We start from the raw sequence: 19,721 nt of genomic DNA, 5'->3' as shown, positions 1-19,721 counted from the left end.
AACACAGGCTAGCCGCCGCCACATCCTGACACCATCGGGACACCTTATGAACACTCTAAAATTCCACTCCTCCAACCTCACATACCCAGGGGCGGGCTCGAACGTCGCGGTCACAGGACTCGACCTCGAGCTCGCCCCCGGGCGTGCACTGGCCCTCATTGGGCCCAACGGTTCAGGAAAAACCACCTTCCTCAAAGCCATCCTCGGACAGGTCCACGCCAGTGGGACCGCAGAAGTCCTTGGACGCGAACCCGGCAATGCGCCATCCGGCAGCATCGGCTACGTCCCACAACTGGCAGACCTCGACGCAACCTTCCCCGTCCGTGCACGCGACGTCGTCACCATGGGGCTCATCCACAAACACGGGCTCTTCGGCAGACTCAAGTCCGCCGATGCACAACGCGTCGACTCCGCACTGGCACAAGTAGACCTCCTCGACAAAGCACAACAACGATTCGGCACTATGTCCGGCGGGCAAAAACAACGCGTCCTCCTCGCGCGTGCCATCGCCGCACAACCCAAACTCATCCTGCTTGACGAACCCTTCAACGGACTCGACCAACCCAACCGCGACGCCCTGCTCAGCATCATCGAAGAAGTAAAAGCCGAAGGGGTATCCGTCGTCGTGTCCACCCACGATATTTCGCTAGCGGAAGCCGTTGCAGAACAACTCCTACTGCTCGCCGGCCGACAGGTGGCCTGCGGCAGCCTCAAAGAGGTCATGACAGATGCCAACATGGCCGCCGCATACGGAGGTCGGGCTCGCGAAGTGGCAACGGAGATCGCCTGTGCTTGACATGCTGCTGGAACCCATCACCGGCGCACCCTACCTCACGCGAGCATTCATAATGCTCATGGCGCTGGGAATCGTCTCGGGCCTCGTCGGAGTGATCGTGAACCTCCGCGCACTCGAATTTAACGCCGAAGCCTGCGTGCACTCCATCTTCCCCGGAGTAGTCGCCGGTGCACTCTTCGGCGGAATCGACGCGATCATCCCCTGGGCTGCAGCGGTGGGGGCTATCGTTGCCATCGTGTTGACAGCGGTTCACCGCAAACACCCCTCCGAAGCAGGCACCGCAGTCGTGCTCACAAGCTTCTTTTCCCTCGGCATCGTCCTGTCACTCAAAAAAGGCGAAATGTCCGGACAACTCGAAGCCCTGATGTTCGGCAGGCTCCTCGAAATCAGCGAACCGCGCCTCATACAATCCCTCATCGTCTGCGCCTTCGCCTACGCCGTGATCGCGCTGTCATGGAACAAACAAGTCTTCGTCGCTTTTGATCGCCAAGGCGCGAGTGCCTCAGGGATCAACGTCACCCTCATCGATCTACTACTCAACGGTGCGATCGCTGCAGTAGTTGTCGCAGCATCCACCGCAGTGGGCGTACTGCTCGTCATCGGATACCTTGTTATCCCCGGTGCGGCAGGCAGACTCGTAGCGGGCAGCATTAAAACCATGGCCACCATCGCCGTGCTCCTCGGAGCGATCGGCGGCTACATCGGCATGCTGGCCCTCGACATCCCCACAAGCCATTCCATATCCCCCCAAGCCTCCGTCGCGCTATCGGTCGTCGGGCTGTACTTCATCATGCTCGCAGTATCTAAAGCAGCACCCAGCGCATTCGCAAGCTCCGCTACGGAAGGAGCCCGCTCATGATACTCAATGTCCTAGCCCTCCCCATCGTCGAGGTCATTATCATCGGCGCACTCGCGGGACTAGTCGGGGTGTACGCGGTACTCAACAACAAGGTCTTCTTCACCGAATCCATCACCCACGGAACATTCCCTGGTGCCGTCATCGGCGTCGTCCTGGGCGCGCACTTTGGACTCGACCACGCAGGGCTGTCCCTCATGCTTTTCGCTGGCGCCACAGCAGCTTGCGTCCCCTTAAGTTGGCTGATGTTCGTGCTGGCTCGCAAATCAACCATGTCGCCACAGTCAGCGGCAGGTGTTGTTCTCACACTCGGTTTTGCGCTCGGATACTTCCTCAACAAATGGTTTGCGCCACTACCACTGAAAATCGAAGGCTTCCTCGCCGGCAGCGTTCTTAACATCCACCGAACTGATGTGCTCGCCGCAGCAATCGTCTTCGCAATATCACTCGCTATCACCGCCCGGTGGGGCAACACCCTCATCTTCTACGCCTTCGACCGCAGCGGATTCCAAGCACTCAACAGTAAACACACAAGCATTGCAGGACGCAGCATAGCGCCCACCGCGCTCGCCGAAATCGCAATGCTCACCATGATTACCTCGACCATCGTGGTGCTCATTCCCGCAGTCGGAACCATCCTTGCCATCGCTCTAGTGGCAGCACCAGCAGCGGGGCTTGCGCCGCGCATGAACAGCCCGCAAGCCTTAATGATCGCAGCGCCCATAGCCGGCGTCATCATTGGACTTGCAGGACTCGCAGTCGCGATCGTATTTAATCTTTCTGCAGGTGGAACCATCGCACTGGCCGCGGGTGCGTTCTACCTAGGGTGCCGACTACTATAAGCATCTATGCACATTCAGTCGTTGCCACAAAAAACCCAAGACTATCTCAAAGTAATTTGGGACATCTGTGAACGCACTGAAACCCCAGCATCCAACAGCGCAATCGCCGACGCACTAGGAGAAAAAAACTCCACGGTATCCGAGGCAATCAAACGCCTCAAAGCCCAAAAACTCGTCGAGCACAAGCCCTACCAAGGGGTCACCCTCACAGAAGAAGGCGCCAGCCTAGCCGTCGCAATGGTCCGCCGCCACCGGCTCATCGAAATGCTCCTATGCGACACACTTGGCTACACCTGGGACGAAGTACACGACGAGGCCGAAATCCTCGAGCACGCAGTCAGCGACAAATTCCTAGACCGCGTCGACACCCTACTGGGCCACCCACATCGCGACCCCCACGGTGACCCCATCCCCCGCGCCGACGGCACCATAGACACCGTTGGAATCCGCGACCTATCCAGCGTCAACATCGGCGAAAGCGCCACCGTCGAACGCATCCGCGACCGCGACCCGGAACTCCTGCGCTACCTCGCGCAACGAGGCATCCTACCAGGCGTAACCGTCAGTGTCGTCGACACCCCACATTCCTCGCTCAAAATGCTCAGAGTAGCAGGCGCCGATGAACCCGTGGCCCTCGCCGACAGTCAATCCTGCGCGATCGTCGTCAGCTCCCAGAAAAACCAAGCTGCCGCCACGCCTCGTACACAGCAATAGCCGCACAATTAGCCAAATTCAAACTCCGGCGCCCCTCCAACATCGGAATCTTCAACTGCTCCGTCACACGAGGATGCGCCAACGCCTGCTTAGACAAACCCGTGGGCTCCGTCCCAAACAACAACACGTCACCAGGGACAAACTCAATATCGGTATAACGCGTCGACGCATGCGCAGTAAAAGCAAACACGCGCGCACCCGGCAGCGCATCCAACGCGGCGTCAAGATCATCATGAACACGAACATCCGCCAAATCGTGATAATCCAAACCCGCCCGCTTGAGATTCTTATCCTCAAAGTTGAACCCCAACGGGCCAGCGAGATGCAACCGCGCCCCAGTACACGCACATAAACGAATCGCATTACCCGTATTCGGAGGGATGACAGGCTGATCAAAAATCACGTTGAGCACCTGCAACAGTCTAGACTAGGGTGCGTGACTGCAGTGAAGCTAGACGGAACCCTCTACCGCAACGAAATCTTTGAAGAGCTACAACGTGACGTAGCCACACTCAAAGAACACGGCATCGTGCCGGGCCTAGCCACCGTGCTTGTAGGCGACGACCCCGCGAGCCACGCCTACGTCAACATGAAGCACCGCGACTGCGAATCCATCGGAGTGCGATCCATTCGCAAAGACCTCCCCGCGGACGTCACCCAAGAGCAACTGCTCGCAGTAATCGACGAGCTCAACGCCGACCCGGAATGCACCGGCTACATCGTGCAGCTCCCCCTACCTAAGCACCTCGACGAAAATGCAGTCCTTGAGCACATCGATCCAGCCAAAGACGCCGACGGGCTGCACCCCGTCAACCTAGGGAAACTCGTACTGGGTGAGCCTGCTCCGCTACCGTGCACCCCCAACGGTGCCATCCACTTGCTTCGCCGTTTCGGCGTAGAGATCGCGGGCAAGGAAGTAGTCGTCATCGGACGCGGCGTCACCGTAGGTCGACCCATCGGGCTGATGCTCACCCGGCGCAGCGAAAACGCCACCGTCACCTTGTGCCACACCGGCACCGTCGACCTGGCAAAGCACACCCGCGAAGCAGACATCATCATCGCGGCCGCAGGTGTGCCGCACATGCTCACCGCCGACATGATCAAACCCGGTGCCGCCATTCTCGACGTCGGGGTGTCGCGCAAAGACGGCAAACTGTTGGGCGACGTCGCACCAGAGGTCTGGGACGCCGCAGGTTTCGTTTCCCCCAACCCCGGCGGCGTCGGGCCCCTCACGCGCGCCTTCTTGGTTCGTAACGTCGTCAAAAGTGCACTCAAAGCACTCGAATCCTAAACCAAACCGCTACGGCCACTACCCGCACACATGGCTCAACTCAGCGACAGGGACAGCACAGTTAACCTGGAGGACAATCCCCACGACCGTGCCTTGGCGCCGTCAACACTAACTCCTTTACAGCAGCGGCTGGCGGTCGTTCTCTTCGTGATCGGATTCGTGATCTCCGGTGTGTTTTCGCTGACGGAGCACTGGCGCCGAGCCACCTTCATGCTCGGACTATCCCTCGCGTGGCTAGCAGTCGTGCGCGCCCGCTGTGACTCGCGCATACTTGGGGTGCTGTCGGTGCGCAGTAGGAAATTTGATGTGCTGTTCTGCTCGGCGCTGGGCACCGTGATGATGTTCCTCGCAGCCTCAGTCGACGCACTAGGAAGCTAGGCGTTCACCAGGCTGCGGCTAGTCAAGGCTGCCGAGGAAACGCCGCACAATATTGTCCATCTGGCGGGTTTCGGTGAGGAACGCGTCGTGGCCGCAGGGGGAGGAAATCTTGGCCATCCCCAACAGGTTGCCTAGGTTGCGGGACAGGTGTTCCTGCTGGTGGTAGGGGTAGAGGATGTCGGTGTCGACCCCAACGATCATGGTGGGCACCGTGATGGAGGCTAGAGCCTTATTGAGGCCACCCCGGTCGCGGCCAATATTGTGGCGGTTGAGCGCGTCGGTGAGGATCACATAAGACCCAGGGTCGAAGCGCTCAACAAGCTTGTCTGCCTGGTAATCCAGGTAGCTATCCACCGCGAAGCGCTGATGCTGATCCCAAAATGGTCCCATAGGGTTTTCGCCTCGTTGCGCATCAGCACCGAAGCGCTCATCAATTTCCAACTCACCTCTGTAGGTCAGGTGTGCGAGCCTGCGTGCGGATGCCAGGCCTTGATCTGGGCGGACTCCGCTTTCGTAGTAGTCCCCGCCTTGCCAATGGGGATCGTTGACAATTGACATGATTTGGGTGCTCTGGATGCCGATCTGCCAGGCGCTAGCCCGAGCAGACACCGCGATGACCATGGCGGCTCCAACGCGATCGGGGTAGAGCGCTGCCCATTCAAGAGCTCGTGCACCACCCATGGAACCACCAATGACGCCGTGAAGGTGATCGATGCCGATTGCCTGCAAGGCTGCGGCCTCCGCACGAACCATGTCTCGAATGGACAGGGCAGGGAAGCGGCTACCCCACACACCCCCATCTGGGTGGGGTGAGCTAGGGCCTGTGGAGCCGCTGCAACCACCAAGAACGTTGGTGGAGATGATGCAGTACTGCTCGGGATCCAAGGCTTTGTTCGGGCCTAGAAGCTCGCACCACCAATCCGAGACGTTGCTATCTCCCGTGAGGGCATGCTCCACGAGTAGGTATTTTGCCCCCGGATGGGGGTCTCCCCACATCTGCCAAGCAATGGAGGCATCGCGGACGGTGGCACCCGCTTCGGTGGTGAAATCTCCAATGGATTGGATGTGTAGGGTCATGCACACAGCTTAAATGGACAGCTTGGTCTATTGCAAAGATTGCTAGGTGCGCAACAAAAAGGCGCATAATGCGCCCCTAAACGGTAGCTTTAACTATTTGCCTTCGCCCCACGCTTCGAAAACGGTGGTGTCCGCGACGTCATCAATAGTGCTTCTGCTGGCAGTGGCCCCGGCTGTAGCAGACAGAGTGGTCGGCGTGTGGGGCTCGGAGTATTCATCGAGGCCTTCATCGCCGGACGTAGTCGCCCACATGGGGGAGACGCCAGGCAGAATCAGGATGACCAAGAAAGCTAAAACGCCGCAAATAGCTGAGGAAATAGTGGAATAGTCCGCAGGAACGTACCACAGGCACGCGGCGCTAATCGCCATAACGGTCAGCCAACCCAAAGGCAGGATCCACTGAACTTTCAGATTGCGAGTGGCCGAATATTCAGCCCAATCCTCGCGGGGGAAGCGGGCCCGAGCCTCATTGCGGATACGGCGCAAGCCATTGGCTGACAAGCCGATAACCGCGAGGATCATCAACCCCGCGCCGATCAAGCAAATATATAGCTGACCTGCGGCGAAGCCATAGGTTGTGACTGCTGCTGCCATGGCCAAAGAAACAGCCTCGCCCCACCGTGCAGGGGGAAGGGTGGTGGGGTCAATGTCGGGGTACAGCCGGGTGAATTCTTCAGATCGCATGGTGGTAAGGCATCTTGTCGTCAAAGTGTCGCAGGTCTGGATCAAACTAACTGTGTAGCTGAGGAGAGTTATCTAGTTGCTATCGACTAGCTCACGGTGCTGTGTTAGGTTATTCTAAATCAGTCCTAATAGGAAAGCCTAAAGCAACACCCCCTATTCCCGTGCAGGAGCATGAATTGAACAAGCTGACCGCGCGTCGCCTGGGCGCCTTTATCGCATCCGCAGCATGCGTCGTTATGGTTCCGGTCGTCGGCACAGGAACTGCCCACGCCGCTGGATGCGGTGAATTCGACTGGGGCTTCCGCCAGAGCTTCCGAAACTACCTCCGCGGCCCCATCGCCAACGGCAAATGGGAACTCGACGGTGTCGGGTTCAAAGGCAGCGAAAAGGGCGCCGACGGCGCATTCGTTTTCGAGCCAAGCTCCATCGAAAAAGACAGCGCCACCTCCGGCACTATCAACCTCGGCGGCAGCGTCCACTTCCTCGGCCACAAGCACGGTGAGTGGCTGTTGGACATGGACATGACCGACTTCAAGATCAAGGTCGACGGCAACACCGCAAAGATCCAACTGGACTACAAGTCCTATACCTCTGACATGGACTTTTCGAACCTTGTCAAAGGCACCCCGATCAGCGGCGATGATGTCACCATCGCAAACATTGCTCTGAACAACACCCCCAACTTCGATGGGGAGATCGACCTTTCCGGCAACGTCACGCTGACTTCTGAAGGCAACGACCTCTTCCTCGGCCAGTACGGCTCCGGCGGACAGATGGACCCGGCTAGCGGAAAAGTCAACGCTAAGGGCCAGTGCACCGGCTCCAGCTCCGGGGGCGGCTCGGGATCCGGCTCCGGTGGTGGAAGCAACAACGATGCCAAAGAGATGAAGATCAACGACAACGACCACCCGTTGATCAAGAGCATCAAAGAGATGAACAACTCTATGGTTGCCACCAATCAGACCATGCTGACCGGCGGCGCTCTGATCGACAACTCCGAGAAGTTTGCTTCGAAGGCTTTCCCCAACAGCGGCGGCAATTCTAACGGTGGATCCGGTAACTCCAACGGCGGTAACAGCGGTGGAACAACCTCCGGTGCCTCCGGCGGTGGTGCATCAGGCGCATTAGGTAATGGTGCAAGTGGTGCCGCAACCGGCGGTGCTAGAGGTGCTGCTGGCAGCGCTTCAGGCGCAGCCGCAGGTGCTGCCAGCGTTGGGGGAGCGGCGGGTACATCGCGCTCCGCAGGCGCAGCTCAGGCCGGCCAAGCCGCAACCTGTGATGCCGAAGGCTCCAAGGGCGTTGAACAAGCCACTGCAGCGTGGGGCGTGAAAAAGTCCTTCCAAACCTACATTTCTGGCTCTATTGCTAAGGGCAAGTGGGACCTGGACGGCGTGGGCTTCGGCGACGGCGCCTTCCAATGGAGTGGTAGCCAAGGCGCAGTCGATACCGAGGCTAAGTCCGGTACCGTCTACTTCCCGGGATCCATCCACTTCACCGGTCACCACGGCATCCTTGACATGACTATCGCGAACCTTGAGGTTCAGTTTGAGGGCAACTCCGGCAGCCTGATCGCTGACGTTAACTCCAACGACATGGAGGGCAAAAACACCGATTACGGCCGCGTAACCCTAGCTAACCTGCAGTTTAGCAACCTGACCGTGGGCGACACTAGCGTCAGCGGCAGCACTAGTTCTGTGGCTTTGAGCGCAGCTGGTGCGTCAGCATTCGCAGACTTCTACGAACCCGGTATCGATCTTGACCCGTTGAGCTTTAACGCAACCCTCGGCGGTAGTGCAGACTGTGCTACCGGCCAAGGCGGTTCCGGTGCAGGCGGCGGCAGCGGCGCCAAGTCCGGTGCAGCAGCCTCCTCTGCTAAGAATGCCGCAGCCAAGATGGGTAAAGACGGCGCCTCCTCGAACGAAGGCAGCAGCGAGTTCAGCAACAACGGCGGTGGCAACTTCAAGATCAAGTCCACCTCTGAAGAAGGCAGCAACCAACCCCTGGGCTTCACCGAAACCCTCCTGCTGATGATCGCAGCCTTTGTTGTTGCGGGCGGTGCACTCGGATCCTTCGTGTTCCGTAACCCGGCTGGCCGCTAAAACCACGTTTCTACATAAGGATGACCCTCGTCGTGAAGAAAACTTTCCGAAGCACACTCGCAGCACTAGTGTGCGGAGCCGTAGCACTCGTCGGCTGCTCTACCAATTCGGTGAGCACCAACACCACTGATCAAGAGCTTCGTGAAAAGATTAGCAACTCGGGCGAGCTGCCAAACCCCCGTGACCTCGAAGGCGTCGACGAGGTCAAGGACTTCGGCGAGCCCGTCCCCGTAGCCGAAAACCCGAACCCCACCCTTCCGGTCGAGCTCACAGATGCTGACGGCTACGACGTGACGGTCACCGACATTTCCCGCATCCTGGCGCTGGATCTGTACGGCAGCTACACCAAAACCCTCATCGGTCTTGGCCTGGGTGACAACATCGTTGGCCGCACCGTTTCATCCACGGAAGAGTCCCTGAAGGACCGCCCGTTGGTGACCCAAGGCGGCCACAACCTCAACGTCGAAGCTGTGCTGAGCCTTGAGCCTTCCCTGGTGATCGTCGATCACTCTGTGGGACCCCGCGACGCAATCGATCAGATTCGTGATGCCGGCGTCACCGTGGTCGTGATGGAACCAGAACGCACCATCGACAGCGTCGGTCGTGACATCGAAAACGTCGCAGGCGTCGTTGGTGTGCCCGAGGTTGGCGAGAAGCTCGCCAAGCGTTCAATGGACGACATCGCCAAGGACCAAGAGGCTATCGCAGACCTCATCCCCAAAGAACCCATGCGCATGGCATTTTTGTACGCACGTGGCAACGGTGGCGTCTTCTTCATCCTTGGTGACGGCACCGGTGCGCAGGACCTAATTGAAGGCATTGGGGGTATTGACGTCGCGGCGGAAAATGGCCTCAAAGACGCAGCGCCCGCCAACGCGGAAGCACTCGCCAAAATCAACCCGGACATGTTCATCATGATGACCGACGGTTTGAAGTCCACTGGTGGTGTTGAAGGCTTGCTCCAACGCCCGGGCGTCTTGCAGACCACAGCAGGCCAGAAGCAGCGCATCGTGACCTTGCCCGACGGACAGTCCTTGGCATTCGGTCCGAACACTGGTGAGGTACTGCTGCGTACCGCATTGGCCGCATACAACCCTGACGCCATCAAGTGAGCGGCACGGCAGTAGCGGGCGCGCACAGTCACGCGCCCGATGTGTTTGCGCGGCGTGCGCGCAGGCGGGTTGTGTTGTTCATTGTGCTGGTAGCGCTACTTTTCGCTTCCGCCGTCGCATCCATCATGATGGGGCAGTATTCGCTACCGATGTCGCGTGTGCCCGAGGTGTTGTTCAATGGGCCCTCGGCTCAAGGTATTGACGCATCAGTGGTGTGGAATATCCGCTTGCCCCGCATCGTGCTTGGTTTGCTGGTGGGCGCTGCCCTTGGTGTCGCCGGTGCATTGATGCAGGCAGTCTTCGCGAACCCCTTGGCGGAGCCCTCCGTCATTGGTGTCAACAGTGGTGCCGGTGTGGGAGCCGCCATCGCCATCGTCTTCGAATGGAAGTTCCTTGGGGCATCGACTGTTGCTTTCGCGGCGTTTATCACCGCAGTGCTCACCACCGCAGTTGTATACCAGCTGGCTCGCTACCAGGGGCGGGTACATGTGGTGAACCTCATCCTCACCGGTATCGCCATCAACGCTGTCTGCGGCGCGGCCATTTCTTTCATGCTCTACCTGGCACCCACTACCAACCGTGAGCAAATCATCTTCTGGCAGATGGGTTCCCTCAACGGATCACAATGGAAGCATGTGTGGGTTGTCCTTCCTATCGTGGCTGCAGGTTTGTTGTTCTCTTTCACGCTCGGGAGCAAGCTCGATACCCTCGCGCTAGGTGACAAAGCGGCCCGCCATCTTGGCATTAATGTGCCGGCACTTCGCTTGGCTGCAATCGGTGCATCGACCCTTTTGACGGCGGGTGCGGTGGCTTACGCGGGACTCATCGGATTTGTCGGTTTGATCATTCCCCATCTTCTGCGTGGAATCACGGGCCCATCCAACAAGGTTCTCCTACCGGCTTGTGCTCTGGCAGGTGCCGCGCTTATCGGCATCGCCGACTTGGTAGCACGCACGATCATCCCCTTCGCAGATTTGCCCATCGGAATTTTCACTGCGCTGGTCGGTGGCCCGACGTTCTTCATCTTGCTACGACGCATGATGGTTAAGGGGACTCACTAACATGGCAACTCGCCTTAACACCGGTGTGCAGGCTCGTTCCGTGGGCGTATCCATCGGCGACAAAGAGCTTCTACGCGACGTCACGATGGAGGCAAAGCCCGGCACCGTCACTGGGCTCATCGGCCCCAACGGAGCCGGCAAATCCACGCTGCTTGCTGCACTTAGCGGCGACCTTTCCTACACGGGCGAGGTCGACTTGTGCGGACTATCGCCCGACAGTGCCACGGCCCTGGACATGGCCCAGGTTCGCTCCGTGATGCTGCAGGATGTCGGAGTGTCCTTCGCCTTCTTGGTTCGCGATGTGGTCAGCATGGGCCGTCGCCCCTGGTCCCGCACCGAATCGGCAGACAATGACGACGCGATTATTGACGCCGCGATGGCCGCCACCGAAGTTGGACACCTGGCGCACCGCGACGTCATGACCCTGTCTGGAGGTGAACGCGCACGCGTAGCCTTCGCGCGAGTCATCGCCCAGCAAACACCCGTCGTCATGCTGGACGAACCAACAGCCGCGTTGGACATTGGGCACCAAGAACAAGCAATGGGGCTGGTCCGGGCGATGGCTGCACGCGGGGCCGCAGTCATCGTGGTCCTACATGATCTTAACGCTGCGGCAACATACTGCGATCACATCGTGTGCCTTGCCGACGGCACCGTCGCAGCGTCCGGGACTGTGGAAGAGGTGTACACCTCCGAAACACTGAGCCGTGTGTACGGATGGGATATTGACGTCGTGCACCTGCCTGACGCTTGCCCCGCTGATCAACCAAGAATTCACGTAGCCCCACGTCGTGGGCAGATAGCCGCCGATGATTTCCACGGCATCGGCACACACACCTTCTAAGGAGACCACCATGAACCGTTTCACCCGCGCAGCTATCGCGCCCGTCGTCGTGGCCAGTGTGCTCGCCGGCTCAGTCGTAGCACCCCAGTCACAGGCAGCCGAAGATGCAGGCGCATGTAAAGGGCTGATTGCCGATGGCACCTTTGACTGGGCCATCAAAGAGTCCTTCCAGAACTACCTTGTGGGCAAGATCGCCAAAGGCAAGATGGAACTCGATGAGGGGGTGAAGCGCAGCGACAGCACCAAGGTGTTTACCTTCCCGGTTAACGCAGCGAAGTCCAAGCTGGAGGGCAAGAGCTCCGCCACTATCGCGCTCGATGGAAAAGTGCACTTCACTGGGCACGATCACGGCACCGGCCCGATGCTGGACATGACGCTGTACGACCTTAAGGTGGAGGTCATCGGCGATACCTTGACCCTGTACACGGACTACGACTCGCGGGCCTTTGTTAATACGTCCACAAAGGGGGATATGGTTCATGGCGATGACGAACCCATGGTTCGTGTCAAGCTTGATAAGGCCCCGGACTTCAGCAAATCTGGTGCGTTTTCGGCAACGGCTAAAAAAGTATTCCTGATGAAGACTGGCGTCGATGTGTGGGGTGGCTTCTATGACACAGAAACTGAGCTGGCTCCGCTGACAATCAACTTGACGACCGATGGCACATGTGACGGCGGCGGCCAGGGCGGTAACGGCTCCGGCAGCAGTGCCGGAAGCAGTGCTGATAGTGGTTCCTCCGCCGTCGAAAACCTGTGGGACAAAATGTTTGAAGTACTCGGTGTACTCGGCTTGTTTGCTGGTTTCTTCGGTGGGTTCTATGCCTTCGCTAAGACGCGTGGTTTCATTCGCTAAGGCGCCTAGCTGAAGCTCCGAATGTGGAGCTCCACCCCGAAAAGGGGTGAGCTACTAAACCGAGCTGTCTACTTAAAACCACAGTTGAATGCTGGGGTTTTTTTATTTTCACGGCGTACCTGTTTGTAAATAGACCGAGCGGTACGTTAGTGTTGGGGTCAACGCACGAGCGATACCTCTAGCCTCCGGTGGGCGGGGACGCTCCAACAATGAAAGGTAAAAAATGACTGACAACACTCACCGCAGCTATGACAATTCCGGTGCCGATTCTTGGGCCCTTGAAACCCGCTCTATCCACGCCGGCCAGCCGGTCGATAGCGACACAGGTTCGCGCAACCTCCCCATTTACCTCACCTCTTCCTTTTTGTTCAATAGCGCAGAACATGCGCGTCAGCGTTTCGCGCTGGAAGACTTGGGCCCGGTATACAGCCGCTTGACCAACCCCACCGTTGAAGCAGTCGAGCAGCGTATCGCGTCCCTCGAAGGTGGCGTACACGCTGTGCTGTTCGCTTCGGGGCAGGCTGCAGAAACTGCAGCGATCCTCAACGTAGCGCGCGCCGGCAGCCACATTGTTTCCTCCCCTCGCTTGTATGGCGGTACCGAGACTTTGTTCGCAGTTACCCTTGCGCGCTTGGGTATCGAAACCACCTTCGTTGACAACCCCGACGATCCTGAATCCTGGGCCGCAGCCGTTAAGCCAAACACCGTTGCCTTCTATGGTGAGACCTTCGCCAACCCTCAGGCTGATGTGCTTGACATCCCGGCTATCGCTGAGGTTGCACACGCCCGTCAGGTGCCGCTGATCGTTGACAACACCTTGGCAACTGCGGCACTCGTTCGTCCGCTCGAGCTCGGTGCAGACATTGTGGTCGCGTCGGTGACGAAGTTCTACACCGGTAACGGCTCCGGGCTGGGCGGCGTGCTCGTCGACGGTGGTTCCTTCGATTGGACAGTCGAACGTGACGGCCAGCCTGTCTTCCCGGATTTCGTCACCCCGGATCCCGCCTACCATGGTCTGAAGTATGCAGACCTCGGTCCTGCAGCTTTCGGATTGAAGGCTCGTGTTGGCCTGCTGCGTGACACGGGTGCGGCACCTTCCCCCTTCAATGCGTGGGTGACTGCCCAGGGTCTGGATACGTTGAGCCTGCGAGTCGAACGCCACAACGAAAACGCGTTGGCCGTCGCAAAGTTCCTGGACGCCCACCCCAAGGTGGAGCGGGTTAACTACGCTGGGCTTGAGAGCTCCCCGTGGTTTGAGGTCAAGGAGAAGCTTGGTCTGCGCTACACGGGATCCGTATTGTCCTTCGATATTAAGGGTGGCAAGGATGAAGCGTGGGCCTTCATCGATGCGTTGAAGCTGCACTCCAACTTGGCAAACGTTGGTGACGTACGCTCCCTGGTGGTTCACCCGGCAACCACGACGCACTCTCAGTCCGACGAGGAGTCCCTGCGGCGTGCTGGTATTAATCAGGCAACGGTACGTCTGTCGGTCGGTATTGAGCATATTGACGATATCATTGCTGACCTTTCCCAGGCATTCGACGCAGTCTAGGGGGCTAGGCTTGCGAGGTTCTCGTCCTCGTGCGATCGTGTCTGTGTGTTAAACGACCTTTATCCCTGGTGGGCTGTGTGCCTGCCAGGGATTTTTCCGTTTCTTCTGTTTCGGTGCGGAGTGAATGGTTCCCCAAGGGGAGTGTGACCTCCATCTGGCGGTTGATGCTGCTGTGTCTCGATATCGGCTTGTTTAAGTCAAGGATGGGCTACCCCAGGTGAGGGTAATTTATTGTTTTTTGGCAATATTCATTGCCTTGCTGTCCTGTGGTCTTTAAGATAAGCCTTGCTTGTTGCTCATGCGCGGCGATGGTGTCCCTCGGATGTAGGGGCGGATTATTCGCCCGTTGAGCAGCGAAAACGCACCCTTTTATCCCCACACTTTGAGGAGACCTAATAGATGGCTATCCGCACCCGCGCTGTAAGCGCCCTGGCCGTGTTTGCCCTGACCGTTCCCACCCTGGCAGCCGTTCCCGCTGCACACGCTGAAGAAGCACCCCAGGTTACCTGCAACAAGGTTGACAGTGGTTCAGTCGACTGGAGCTTGCGCGCAAGCTTCCTCAGCTACCTGAAGATGAAGAACTTCAAGGCTTCCTACTCCTTCAATGGCCAGGAAAACCCTGAGAAGCTCATCTGGGAAGTCAAAGACGCCCCCATTGAAGTCGACAGCGCCTCCAAGGCTGTCATCCCGCTAAAGGGAGAATTCAAGGGGCAGTCCCACCCCGCAGGTGATCAGTTCGTCCTCGATATGGCCCTCAGCGACGGCAAGCTCCACGTTGACGGTAACAAGGGCTTCCTGACCTTCGATGTGAAGTACCGTCCCCTCGAAGGCGAGATGGTGGGAGGTGCACCGGTCCAGCCTTTCAAGACCAAGGATGACCTGAAACTGGTTGAGTTTGACTTGAAGGAGGCAGCTAACTTCAAGGAAGGCGAGGTGGCTCTTCACGCGGACAAGACTGTGCTCACCGCTGCCGGTAACGAAGTGTTCGGTGGTAACTATGGCGCCGACAACAACACTTTTGCTCCCCTCGACGGAACTTTCACTGTTTCCAAGAGTGCCGACTGCAAGCCCCCGGCAGGCAACGACCCCGGTTCCTCCGCTGGCAACGGCGCGCTGATCGGCATCCTCGCAGTCCTCGGCGTCATCGGCGCAATCATCGCGGCCCTGATGAACTTCGCAGGCGGCGCAGGTTTCGCACTGCCCTTCCTGCCCCGCTAAGCACTAGCGACACAGTCTAGTTGGCGCGACATCCGCATAGCCCGACTAGTGTGCAGCGCCCGGACCACGGCAGTGGCCGGGCGCTTTTGCATGCATACTAAGTCGCCGCCTACCTAGCAAGAAGTGGGGCTATGCGCTGTGCCGGGAAGGCTTTCGGGAATTGGACACAGCACGGACAATCATCGCAATGATTCCCACCCCGATAAGCCCCGGAATGACAAACTTCAGTGCCGTAACAACGGGTGAAGGGGGATCCAGCTCCTTAGCGCACCGTTGCAAACCTTCAGCAATATCGTGTTCCAAGCTATTGAAATCCCCGGCACGGTCGTGGAATAGCTGGGCACGCAGCTTATCTAGCTCGGTGCCACTGGCTGCCTGACTATCCAGTGCCTTGGCGATATCTTCCGCCGGGTTATCTCCGATTCCAGCGGCCGCCGAAAGGGCCTCCTCGCGTGAGTAGCGCTGGGTCTTATCCGTGCCCCCACCCAACTGATCTGACAGGGGAGAGGAGTCGACGCCGGCATCCTCCGCGGTCACATCAATGAGCTGCCCAATACCCTCCTTAGCCCCCACAGCGTCCATGCGGCGTTGCAACTCGGCAAAGTCTTCGCCAGCAGGACCGTTCATGGTGAAGTTACGAATTGCCGTGCCCAAACCCGGGTCGGCCTCGTCTAACTGATCGAGCCTCTTTTGCTTCGCATCAGACTCAAGAGTCGACCAAAACTTCGTCAGCGGTGAAGACTGGTCGGATGCTTGCACCACGCATTGGCCTGCTTGGTGATCAGTGACCACCACGGCGTCATCACCCTCGGCGACAGCGATGCCGCTACCGGTCGCAAGAGTCACGCATAGCATGGCGCCGGAGAGCGAAGCCCAGGCAGTGCCCTTTAATACGGGAGCCGTGGTGGGGGACAAGCGCATGAATAAACCTCCGGTAGATGACAGCCTTAACTGCAGAGAATTCTACTCCGCAACAGTAGAGCCCCGCCTCTCGTTAGTGATGATCACAGTCGACTGTGCCACGCGACAATACAGATACAAACTCAATAACGTTAGCTGCATAGCATTCATAAGGTAGTAGTATCGCCAAAATGTATAAACACTCACTAGCGGTCCTCTGTGCCGCAACCGTAGCCCTGTCCGGTGTCGTCGCCCCGGCCGCGACCGCAGCAGAAGACAACGGCTGCAAGCCCGGCGTGATCTCCGGTGACTTCAAATGGGGCGTATCTAAGGAATTCACCGACTACCTCGGCAGTCCTCGCGCCCACGGCACCTGGTCCTTCACCAGCGGGGCAGGCCATGTCGCCGACAAGCCCAAGGGCGAGATGATGTGGGAGGTCAACCACAAAAAGGCCACTTTCGATGGGCGCGACGCAACCCTACCGATCCTGGGCAGCTACCACGCAGACGCGCACGACGGAGTGCTCAAGCTCGACTTGTCGAACCTTGAGCTCGAGACTGGCGGGGAGCTAGGAAAACTCCGCGGAGATCTGGTGTACAACAGCTTCGACCGTAACCAGGCTGGTGCCAAGCCCGTGGAGCATCGTCTCGACAATGTGGTGCTGGGTAAGGTTCGTCTTGATCAACCGATCCGCGTGACCGGCATTGGTCACAAAGTAGTAAAGGGCACAATTGAACTGTCGCCCGAGGCTCGTCCTGCTTTCGCTAACATCTACGATGCGCTGGACGGCTTCACCCTGAATTACAGCGAAGACCTCAAATGCCCGCCGGTTCCGACCCCTCCGGCACCCCCGGCTGATCCAGGCAAGCCTGGTGATCCGGGTGACACCACTCCGCCGCCCGCTGACCAGAACCCGGACAATGGTTCTTCTGGAAGCTCCGAAGGCTTGGGTATTTTTGGTGCTCTCGCCGGCCTGGGCATCATTGGTGCGATCATCGCCTTCTTCCTGAACAACCAGCACGGCGCTAACCCCATTCAGCAATTGCTGGCTGGCCTGCCTTTCGGCCGCCGTTAGCATCGACTCCCTCTGCAACTCCCAGTAGCGGTACAAGGGGAGTGCAAGACAAAGGAGCCTTCACCACCATCAATGGTGGTGAAGGCTCCTTTGTCTATTGGCCTAGTGACTACTTCTTGAGGCCGTCAACGATGGCGTTGAATTTCTCAGAGGGGCGCATAGCGGCGGTAGCCTTAGCGTCGCTCGGGTTGTAGTAACCATCCAGTTCGACTGCCTTGCCCTGAACCTCGAGGAGTTCAGCTGCAATTGCCTCAGCGTTATCGGACAGCTCCTTGGCAACGGGGGCGAAGATCTCAGCGAGCTCTGCGTCCTCGGTCTGCTTGGCCAGTTCATCTGCCCAGTAGGCGGTCAGATAGAAGTGGGAGCCGCGGTTGTCGATCTCGCCGACCTTGCGGGAGGGGGACTTACCGTCGTTGAGCAGGCGCTCGGTGGCCTTGTCCAGGGCGTCCGCAAGGACGGCTGCCTTGGCGTTGCCATCGGTGTTGGCGAAGTGGCGCAGGGACTCGCCCAGTGCCAAGAACTCACCCAGGGAGTCCCAGCGCAGGTGGTTTTCTTCCACCAGCTGCTGGACGTGCTTCGGTGCGGAGCCGCCGGCACCGGTCTCGAACAGGCCGCCCCCAGCCATCAACGGGACGACGGACAGCATCTTGGCGGAGGTGCCCAGCTCGAGGATCGGGAAGAGGTCAGTCAGGTAGTCACGCAGCACGTTACCGGTCACCGAGATGGTGTCCTCGCCCTTGCGGATGCGGTCGATGGAGAACTGGGTTGCCTCGACCGGGGACATGATGCGAATGTCAAGGCCCTCGGTGTCGTGCTCGCCCAGGTACTTCTCAACAAGGGTGATGAGGTTGCGGTCGTGTGCACGCTCGGGGTCGAGCCAGAACACGGCGGGCATGCCGGACAGGCGGGAGCGGGTGACGGCCAGCTTGACCCAGTCGCGGATGGGGGCATCCTTAGCCTGGCATGCACGCCAGATGTCGCCCTCGGAAACCTCGTGCTCCATGAGGGTTTCGCCTGCAGCGTTGCGGACAACGACCTTGCCATCGCCGGCGATCTTGAAAGTCTTGTCGTGAGAGCCGTACTCTTCTGCCTTCTGTGCCATCAAACCGACGTTGGGAACGGTGCCCATGGTGGCCGGGTCGAATGCGCCGTTGGCGCGGCAGTCCTCGATGACGGTCTGGTAGACGCCAGCGTAGGAGGAGTCGGGCAGCACAGCCAGGGTGTCCTGCTCCTCGCCTGCGGCATTCCACATGTGGCCAGAGGTGCGGATCATGGCCGGCATGGAAGCATCGACGATGACGTCAGAAGGCACATGCAGGTTGGTGATGCCCTTGTCGGAGTTAACCATTGCAACGGCGGGGCCTTCAGCAAGAGCCTTGTCGAACGCTGCCTTGATCTCTGCGCCGTTGTCCAGGTTATCCAGGCCTGCGTAAACGGCAGCCAAGCCGTTTTCGCCATTCAGGCCAGCAGCCAGGAGCTGCTCGCCGTACTGTGCGTAGACGTCAGCGAAGAACGCGCGAACGACATGGCCGAAGATGATCGGGTCGGAGACCTTCATCATGGTGGCCTTCAGGTGGGTGGAGAACAGCACGCCCTCTTCCTTAGCGCGCTTGACCTGGGCTGCGAGGAATTCGTCGAGTGCTGCGGCACGCATGACGGTGGCGTCAACAACTTCGCCCTCCAGGACCTTGAGGCCGGACTTCAGTGCGGTTTCGGTGCCATCAGCTGCAATGTGGACGATGCTGAGCTCGTCGGCTGCCGGCATGATGACGGACTGTTCATTGTGGCGGAAGTCGTTGTCGGACATGGTCGCCACATTGGTCTTGGAGTCCTTGGTCCAGGCACCCATGCGGTGGGGGTGTGCCTTGGCGAAGTTCTTCACGGCGATGGGGGCGCGGCGGTCGGAGTTTCCTTCGCGCAGAACCGGGTTAACAGCGGAGCCCTTGACGGAGTCGTAGCGGGCACGGATGTCCTTTTCCTCATCGGTGGAGGGGTTATCCGGGTAGTCGGGCAGTGCGAAGCCCTGTGCCTGCAGTTCCTTAACTGCGGCCTTCAGCTGCGGCACGGATGCAGAAATGTTGGGCAGCTTGATGATGTTTGCTTCGGGAGTTTTAGCCAGTTCACCCAGTTCAGCGAGGGCGTCTGCAACCTTCTGGTCTTCGCCCAGGTAGTCGGGGAATTGGGCGAGGATGCGGCCTGCGAGTGAAATATCGCGGGTTTCCACATCGATGCCTGCGGTGGAAGCGAAGGCCTCCACGACGGGCTTAAGTGAGTAGGTTGCGAGAAGCGGGGCTTCATCAGTGCGGGTGTAGATAATCTTAGCCAAGATAACTCCCAAAAAAAGTTGACAAAATATGTATGTTGAATG

At 58.9% G+C, this 19,721-nt stretch carries 19 protein-coding genes; 14 read left to right on the top strand and 5 right to left on the bottom strand.

The genetic code is table 11. From position 1 onward, the window contains the following. The first annotated feature begins 46 nt into the window (after positions 1-46). The 4 genes from L1C91_RS07015 to L1C91_RS07000 are packed head-to-tail and all read left to right on the top strand — an operon-like array spanning position 47 to position 3,208. Complete coding sequence (locus L1C91_RS07015; RefSeq protein ID WP_234858633.1) at positions 47-796, top strand: metal ABC transporter ATP-binding protein; 750 nt, start codon at positions 47-49, stop codon at positions 794-796. Between the two features lies 1 nt (position 797). Beyond that, positions 798-1,655, top strand: coding sequence for a metal ABC transporter permease (locus L1C91_RS07010; RefSeq protein WP_046203812.1), 858 nt, complete (start codon positions 798-800; stop codon positions 1,653-1,655). Further along, on the top strand, positions 1,652-2,494 hold the full coding sequence (locus tag L1C91_RS07005) for a metal ABC transporter permease (protein ID WP_234858632.1): 843 nt from the start codon (positions 1,652-1,654) through the stop codon (positions 2,492-2,494). Before L1C91_RS07010 ends, L1C91_RS07005 begins: the two co-directional genes overlap by 4 nt. Positions 2,495-2,500: 6 nt before the next feature. Further along, positions 2,501-3,208: a metal-dependent transcriptional regulator gene (locus L1C91_RS07000; RefSeq protein WP_234858631.1), complete on the top strand. Its 708-nt coding sequence runs from the start codon at positions 2,501-2,503 to the stop codon at positions 3,206-3,208. Here L1C91_RS07000 and L1C91_RS06995 read toward each other — a convergent pair. Then, complete coding sequence (locus L1C91_RS06995) at positions 3,159-3,626, bottom strand: tRNA (cytidine(34)-2'-O)-methyltransferase (protein WP_234858630.1); 468 nt, start codon at positions 3,624-3,626, stop codon at positions 3,159-3,161. The two genes, L1C91_RS07000 and L1C91_RS06995, sit on opposite strands and share 50 nt — an antisense overlap. A gap of 18 nt (positions 3,627-3,644) precedes the next feature. Here L1C91_RS06995 and L1C91_RS06990 point away from each other — a divergent pair, with 18 nt between their 5' ends. Beyond that, positions 3,645-4,499 carry a bifunctional methylenetetrahydrofolate dehydrogenase/methenyltetrahydrofolate cyclohydrolase gene (locus L1C91_RS06990; protein ID WP_234858629.1) on the top strand — a complete coding sequence of 285 codons (855 nt, stop codon included), beginning with the start codon at positions 3,645-3,647 and terminating at the stop codon, positions 4,497-4,499. Positions 4,500-4,529: 30 nt separating this feature from the next. After that, complete coding sequence (locus L1C91_RS06985) at positions 4,530-4,877, top strand: DUF3017 domain-containing protein (protein WP_234858628.1); 348 nt, start codon at positions 4,530-4,532, stop codon at positions 4,875-4,877. A gap of 18 nt (positions 4,878-4,895) precedes the next feature. Here L1C91_RS06985 and metX read toward each other — a convergent pair whose 3' ends face one another. Next, the gene (gene metX / locus L1C91_RS06980) at positions 4,896-5,954 is read right to left on the bottom strand and encodes a homoserine O-acetyltransferase MetX (RefSeq protein WP_234858627.1); all 1,059 of its coding nucleotides are present in this window, start codon (positions 5,952-5,954) and stop codon (positions 4,896-4,898) included. 93 nt (positions 5,955-6,047) lie between these two features. Further along, positions 6,048-6,638, bottom strand: a complete 591-nt coding sequence (locus tag L1C91_RS06975) for a hypothetical protein (protein ID WP_234858626.1) — start codon at positions 6,636-6,638, stop codon at positions 6,048-6,050. A gap of 161 nt (positions 6,639-6,799) precedes the next feature. Here L1C91_RS06975 and L1C91_RS06970 point away from each other — a divergent pair, with 161 nt between their 5' ends. The 7 genes from L1C91_RS06970 to L1C91_RS06940 all read left to right on the top strand — a co-directional run bounded on the left by L1C91_RS06970 (position 6,800) and on the right by L1C91_RS06940 (position 15,377). Continuing rightward, positions 6,800-8,737, top strand: coding sequence for an HtaA domain-containing protein (locus L1C91_RS06970; RefSeq protein ID WP_234858625.1), 1,938 nt, complete (start codon positions 6,800-6,802; stop codon positions 8,735-8,737). 20 nt (positions 8,738-8,757) lie between these two features. After that, positions 8,758-9,849 carry a heme/hemin ABC transporter substrate-binding protein gene (locus L1C91_RS06965; protein WP_268836555.1) on the top strand — a complete coding sequence of 364 codons (1,092 nt, stop codon included), beginning with the start codon at positions 8,758-8,760 and terminating at the stop codon, positions 9,847-9,849. Continuing rightward, positions 9,846-10,910: a FecCD family ABC transporter permease gene (locus L1C91_RS06960; protein WP_234858623.1), complete on the top strand. Its 1,065-nt coding sequence runs from the start codon at positions 9,846-9,848 to the stop codon at positions 10,908-10,910. The genes L1C91_RS06965 and L1C91_RS06960 overlap by 4 nt, the downstream gene beginning before the upstream one ends. Before the next feature lies 1 nt (position 10,911). Then, positions 10,912-11,754: a heme ABC transporter ATP-binding protein gene (locus L1C91_RS06955; protein ID WP_234858622.1), complete on the top strand. Its 843-nt coding sequence runs from the start codon at positions 10,912-10,914 to the stop codon at positions 11,752-11,754. 10 nt (positions 11,755-11,764) lie between these two features. Further along, on the top strand, positions 11,765-12,607 hold the full coding sequence (locus L1C91_RS06950) for an HtaA domain-containing protein (RefSeq protein WP_234858621.1): 843 nt from the start codon (positions 11,765-11,767) through the stop codon (positions 12,605-12,607). Between the two features lie 223 nt (positions 12,608-12,830). Continuing rightward, on the top strand, positions 12,831-14,159 hold the full coding sequence (locus L1C91_RS06945) for an O-acetylhomoserine/O-acetylserine sulfhydrylase (protein ID WP_234858620.1): 1,329 nt from the start codon (positions 12,831-12,833) through the stop codon (positions 14,157-14,159). Between the two features lie 399 nt (positions 14,160-14,558). Further along, positions 14,559-15,377, top strand: coding sequence for an HtaA domain-containing protein (locus tag L1C91_RS06940; RefSeq protein ID WP_234858619.1), 819 nt, complete (start codon positions 14,559-14,561; stop codon positions 15,375-15,377). Between the two features lie 129 nt (positions 15,378-15,506). Here L1C91_RS06940 and L1C91_RS06935 read toward each other — a convergent pair whose 3' ends face one another. Continuing rightward, entirely contained in the window at positions 15,507-16,298 is a 792-nt protein-coding gene (locus L1C91_RS06935; protein WP_234858618.1) for a hypothetical protein, read from the bottom strand. Between the two features lie 170 nt (positions 16,299-16,468). On the opposite strand from L1C91_RS06935, the gene L1C91_RS06930 reads away from it, so the two are divergent. Further along, positions 16,469-17,353: an HtaA domain-containing protein gene (locus tag L1C91_RS06930; protein WP_234858617.1), complete on the top strand. Its 885-nt coding sequence runs from the start codon at positions 16,469-16,471 to the stop codon at positions 17,351-17,353. Between the two features lie 109 nt (positions 17,354-17,462). Here L1C91_RS06930 and L1C91_RS06925 read toward each other — a convergent pair whose 3' ends face one another. Continuing rightward, positions 17,463-19,679: an NADP-dependent isocitrate dehydrogenase gene (locus tag L1C91_RS06925; RefSeq protein ID WP_234858616.1), complete on the bottom strand. Its 2,217-nt coding sequence runs from the start codon at positions 19,677-19,679 to the stop codon at positions 17,463-17,465. Positions 19,680-19,721: the final 42 nt, after the last annotated feature.

Source organism: Corynebacterium argentoratense, assembly GCF_021491455.1.
In the GTDB taxonomy this organism is placed as follows: domain Bacteria; phylum Actinomycetota; class Actinomycetes; order Mycobacteriales; family Mycobacteriaceae; genus Corynebacterium; species Corynebacterium argentoratense_A.
This window is presented reverse-complemented; position numbering and strand designations above follow the sequence as displayed.

Excerpts from the sequence above, each read along its gene's own strand:
- L1C91_RS07015 (WP_234858633.1), top strand. The coding sequence starts at position 47 with ATGAACACTCTAAAATTCCACTCCTCCAACCTCACATACCCAGGGGCG.
- L1C91_RS07010 (WP_046203812.1), top strand. The coding sequence starts at position 798 with ATGCTGCTGGAACCCATCACCGGCGCACCCTACCTCACGCGAGCATTC.
- L1C91_RS07005 (WP_234858632.1), top strand. The coding sequence starts at position 1,652 with ATGATACTCAATGTCCTAGCCCTCCCCATCGTCGAGGTCATTATCATC.
- L1C91_RS07000 (WP_234858631.1), top strand. The coding sequence starts at position 2,501 with ATGCACATTCAGTCGTTGCCACAAAAAACCCAAGACTATCTCAAAGTA.
- L1C91_RS06985 (WP_234858628.1), top strand. The coding sequence starts at position 4,530 with ATGGCTCAACTCAGCGACAGGGACAGCACAGTTAACCTGGAGGACAAT.
- metX (WP_234858627.1), bottom strand. The coding sequence starts at position 5,954 with ATGACCCTACACATCCAATCCATTGGAGATTTCACCACCGAAGCGGGT.
- L1C91_RS06975 (WP_234858626.1), bottom strand. The coding sequence starts at position 6,638 with ATGCGATCTGAAGAATTCACCCGGCTGTACCCCGACATTGACCCCACC.
- L1C91_RS06965 (WP_268836555.1), top strand. The coding sequence starts at position 8,758 with ATGACCCTCGTCGTGAAGAAAACTTTCCGAAGCACACTCGCAGCACTA.
- L1C91_RS06955 (WP_234858622.1), top strand. The coding sequence starts at position 10,912 with ATGGCAACTCGCCTTAACACCGGTGTGCAGGCTCGTTCCGTGGGCGTA.
- L1C91_RS06950 (WP_234858621.1), top strand. The coding sequence starts at position 11,765 with ATGAACCGTTTCACCCGCGCAGCTATCGCGCCCGTCGTCGTGGCCAGT.
- L1C91_RS06945 (WP_234858620.1), top strand. The coding sequence starts at position 12,831 with ATGACTGACAACACTCACCGCAGCTATGACAATTCCGGTGCCGATTCT.
- L1C91_RS06940 (WP_234858619.1), top strand. The coding sequence starts at position 14,559 with ATGGCTATCCGCACCCGCGCTGTAAGCGCCCTGGCCGTGTTTGCCCTG.
- L1C91_RS06935 (WP_234858618.1), bottom strand. The coding sequence starts at position 16,298 with ATGCGCTTGTCCCCCACCACGGCTCCCGTATTAAAGGGCACTGCCTGG.
- L1C91_RS06930 (WP_234858617.1), top strand. The coding sequence starts at position 16,469 with ATGTATAAACACTCACTAGCGGTCCTCTGTGCCGCAACCGTAGCCCTG.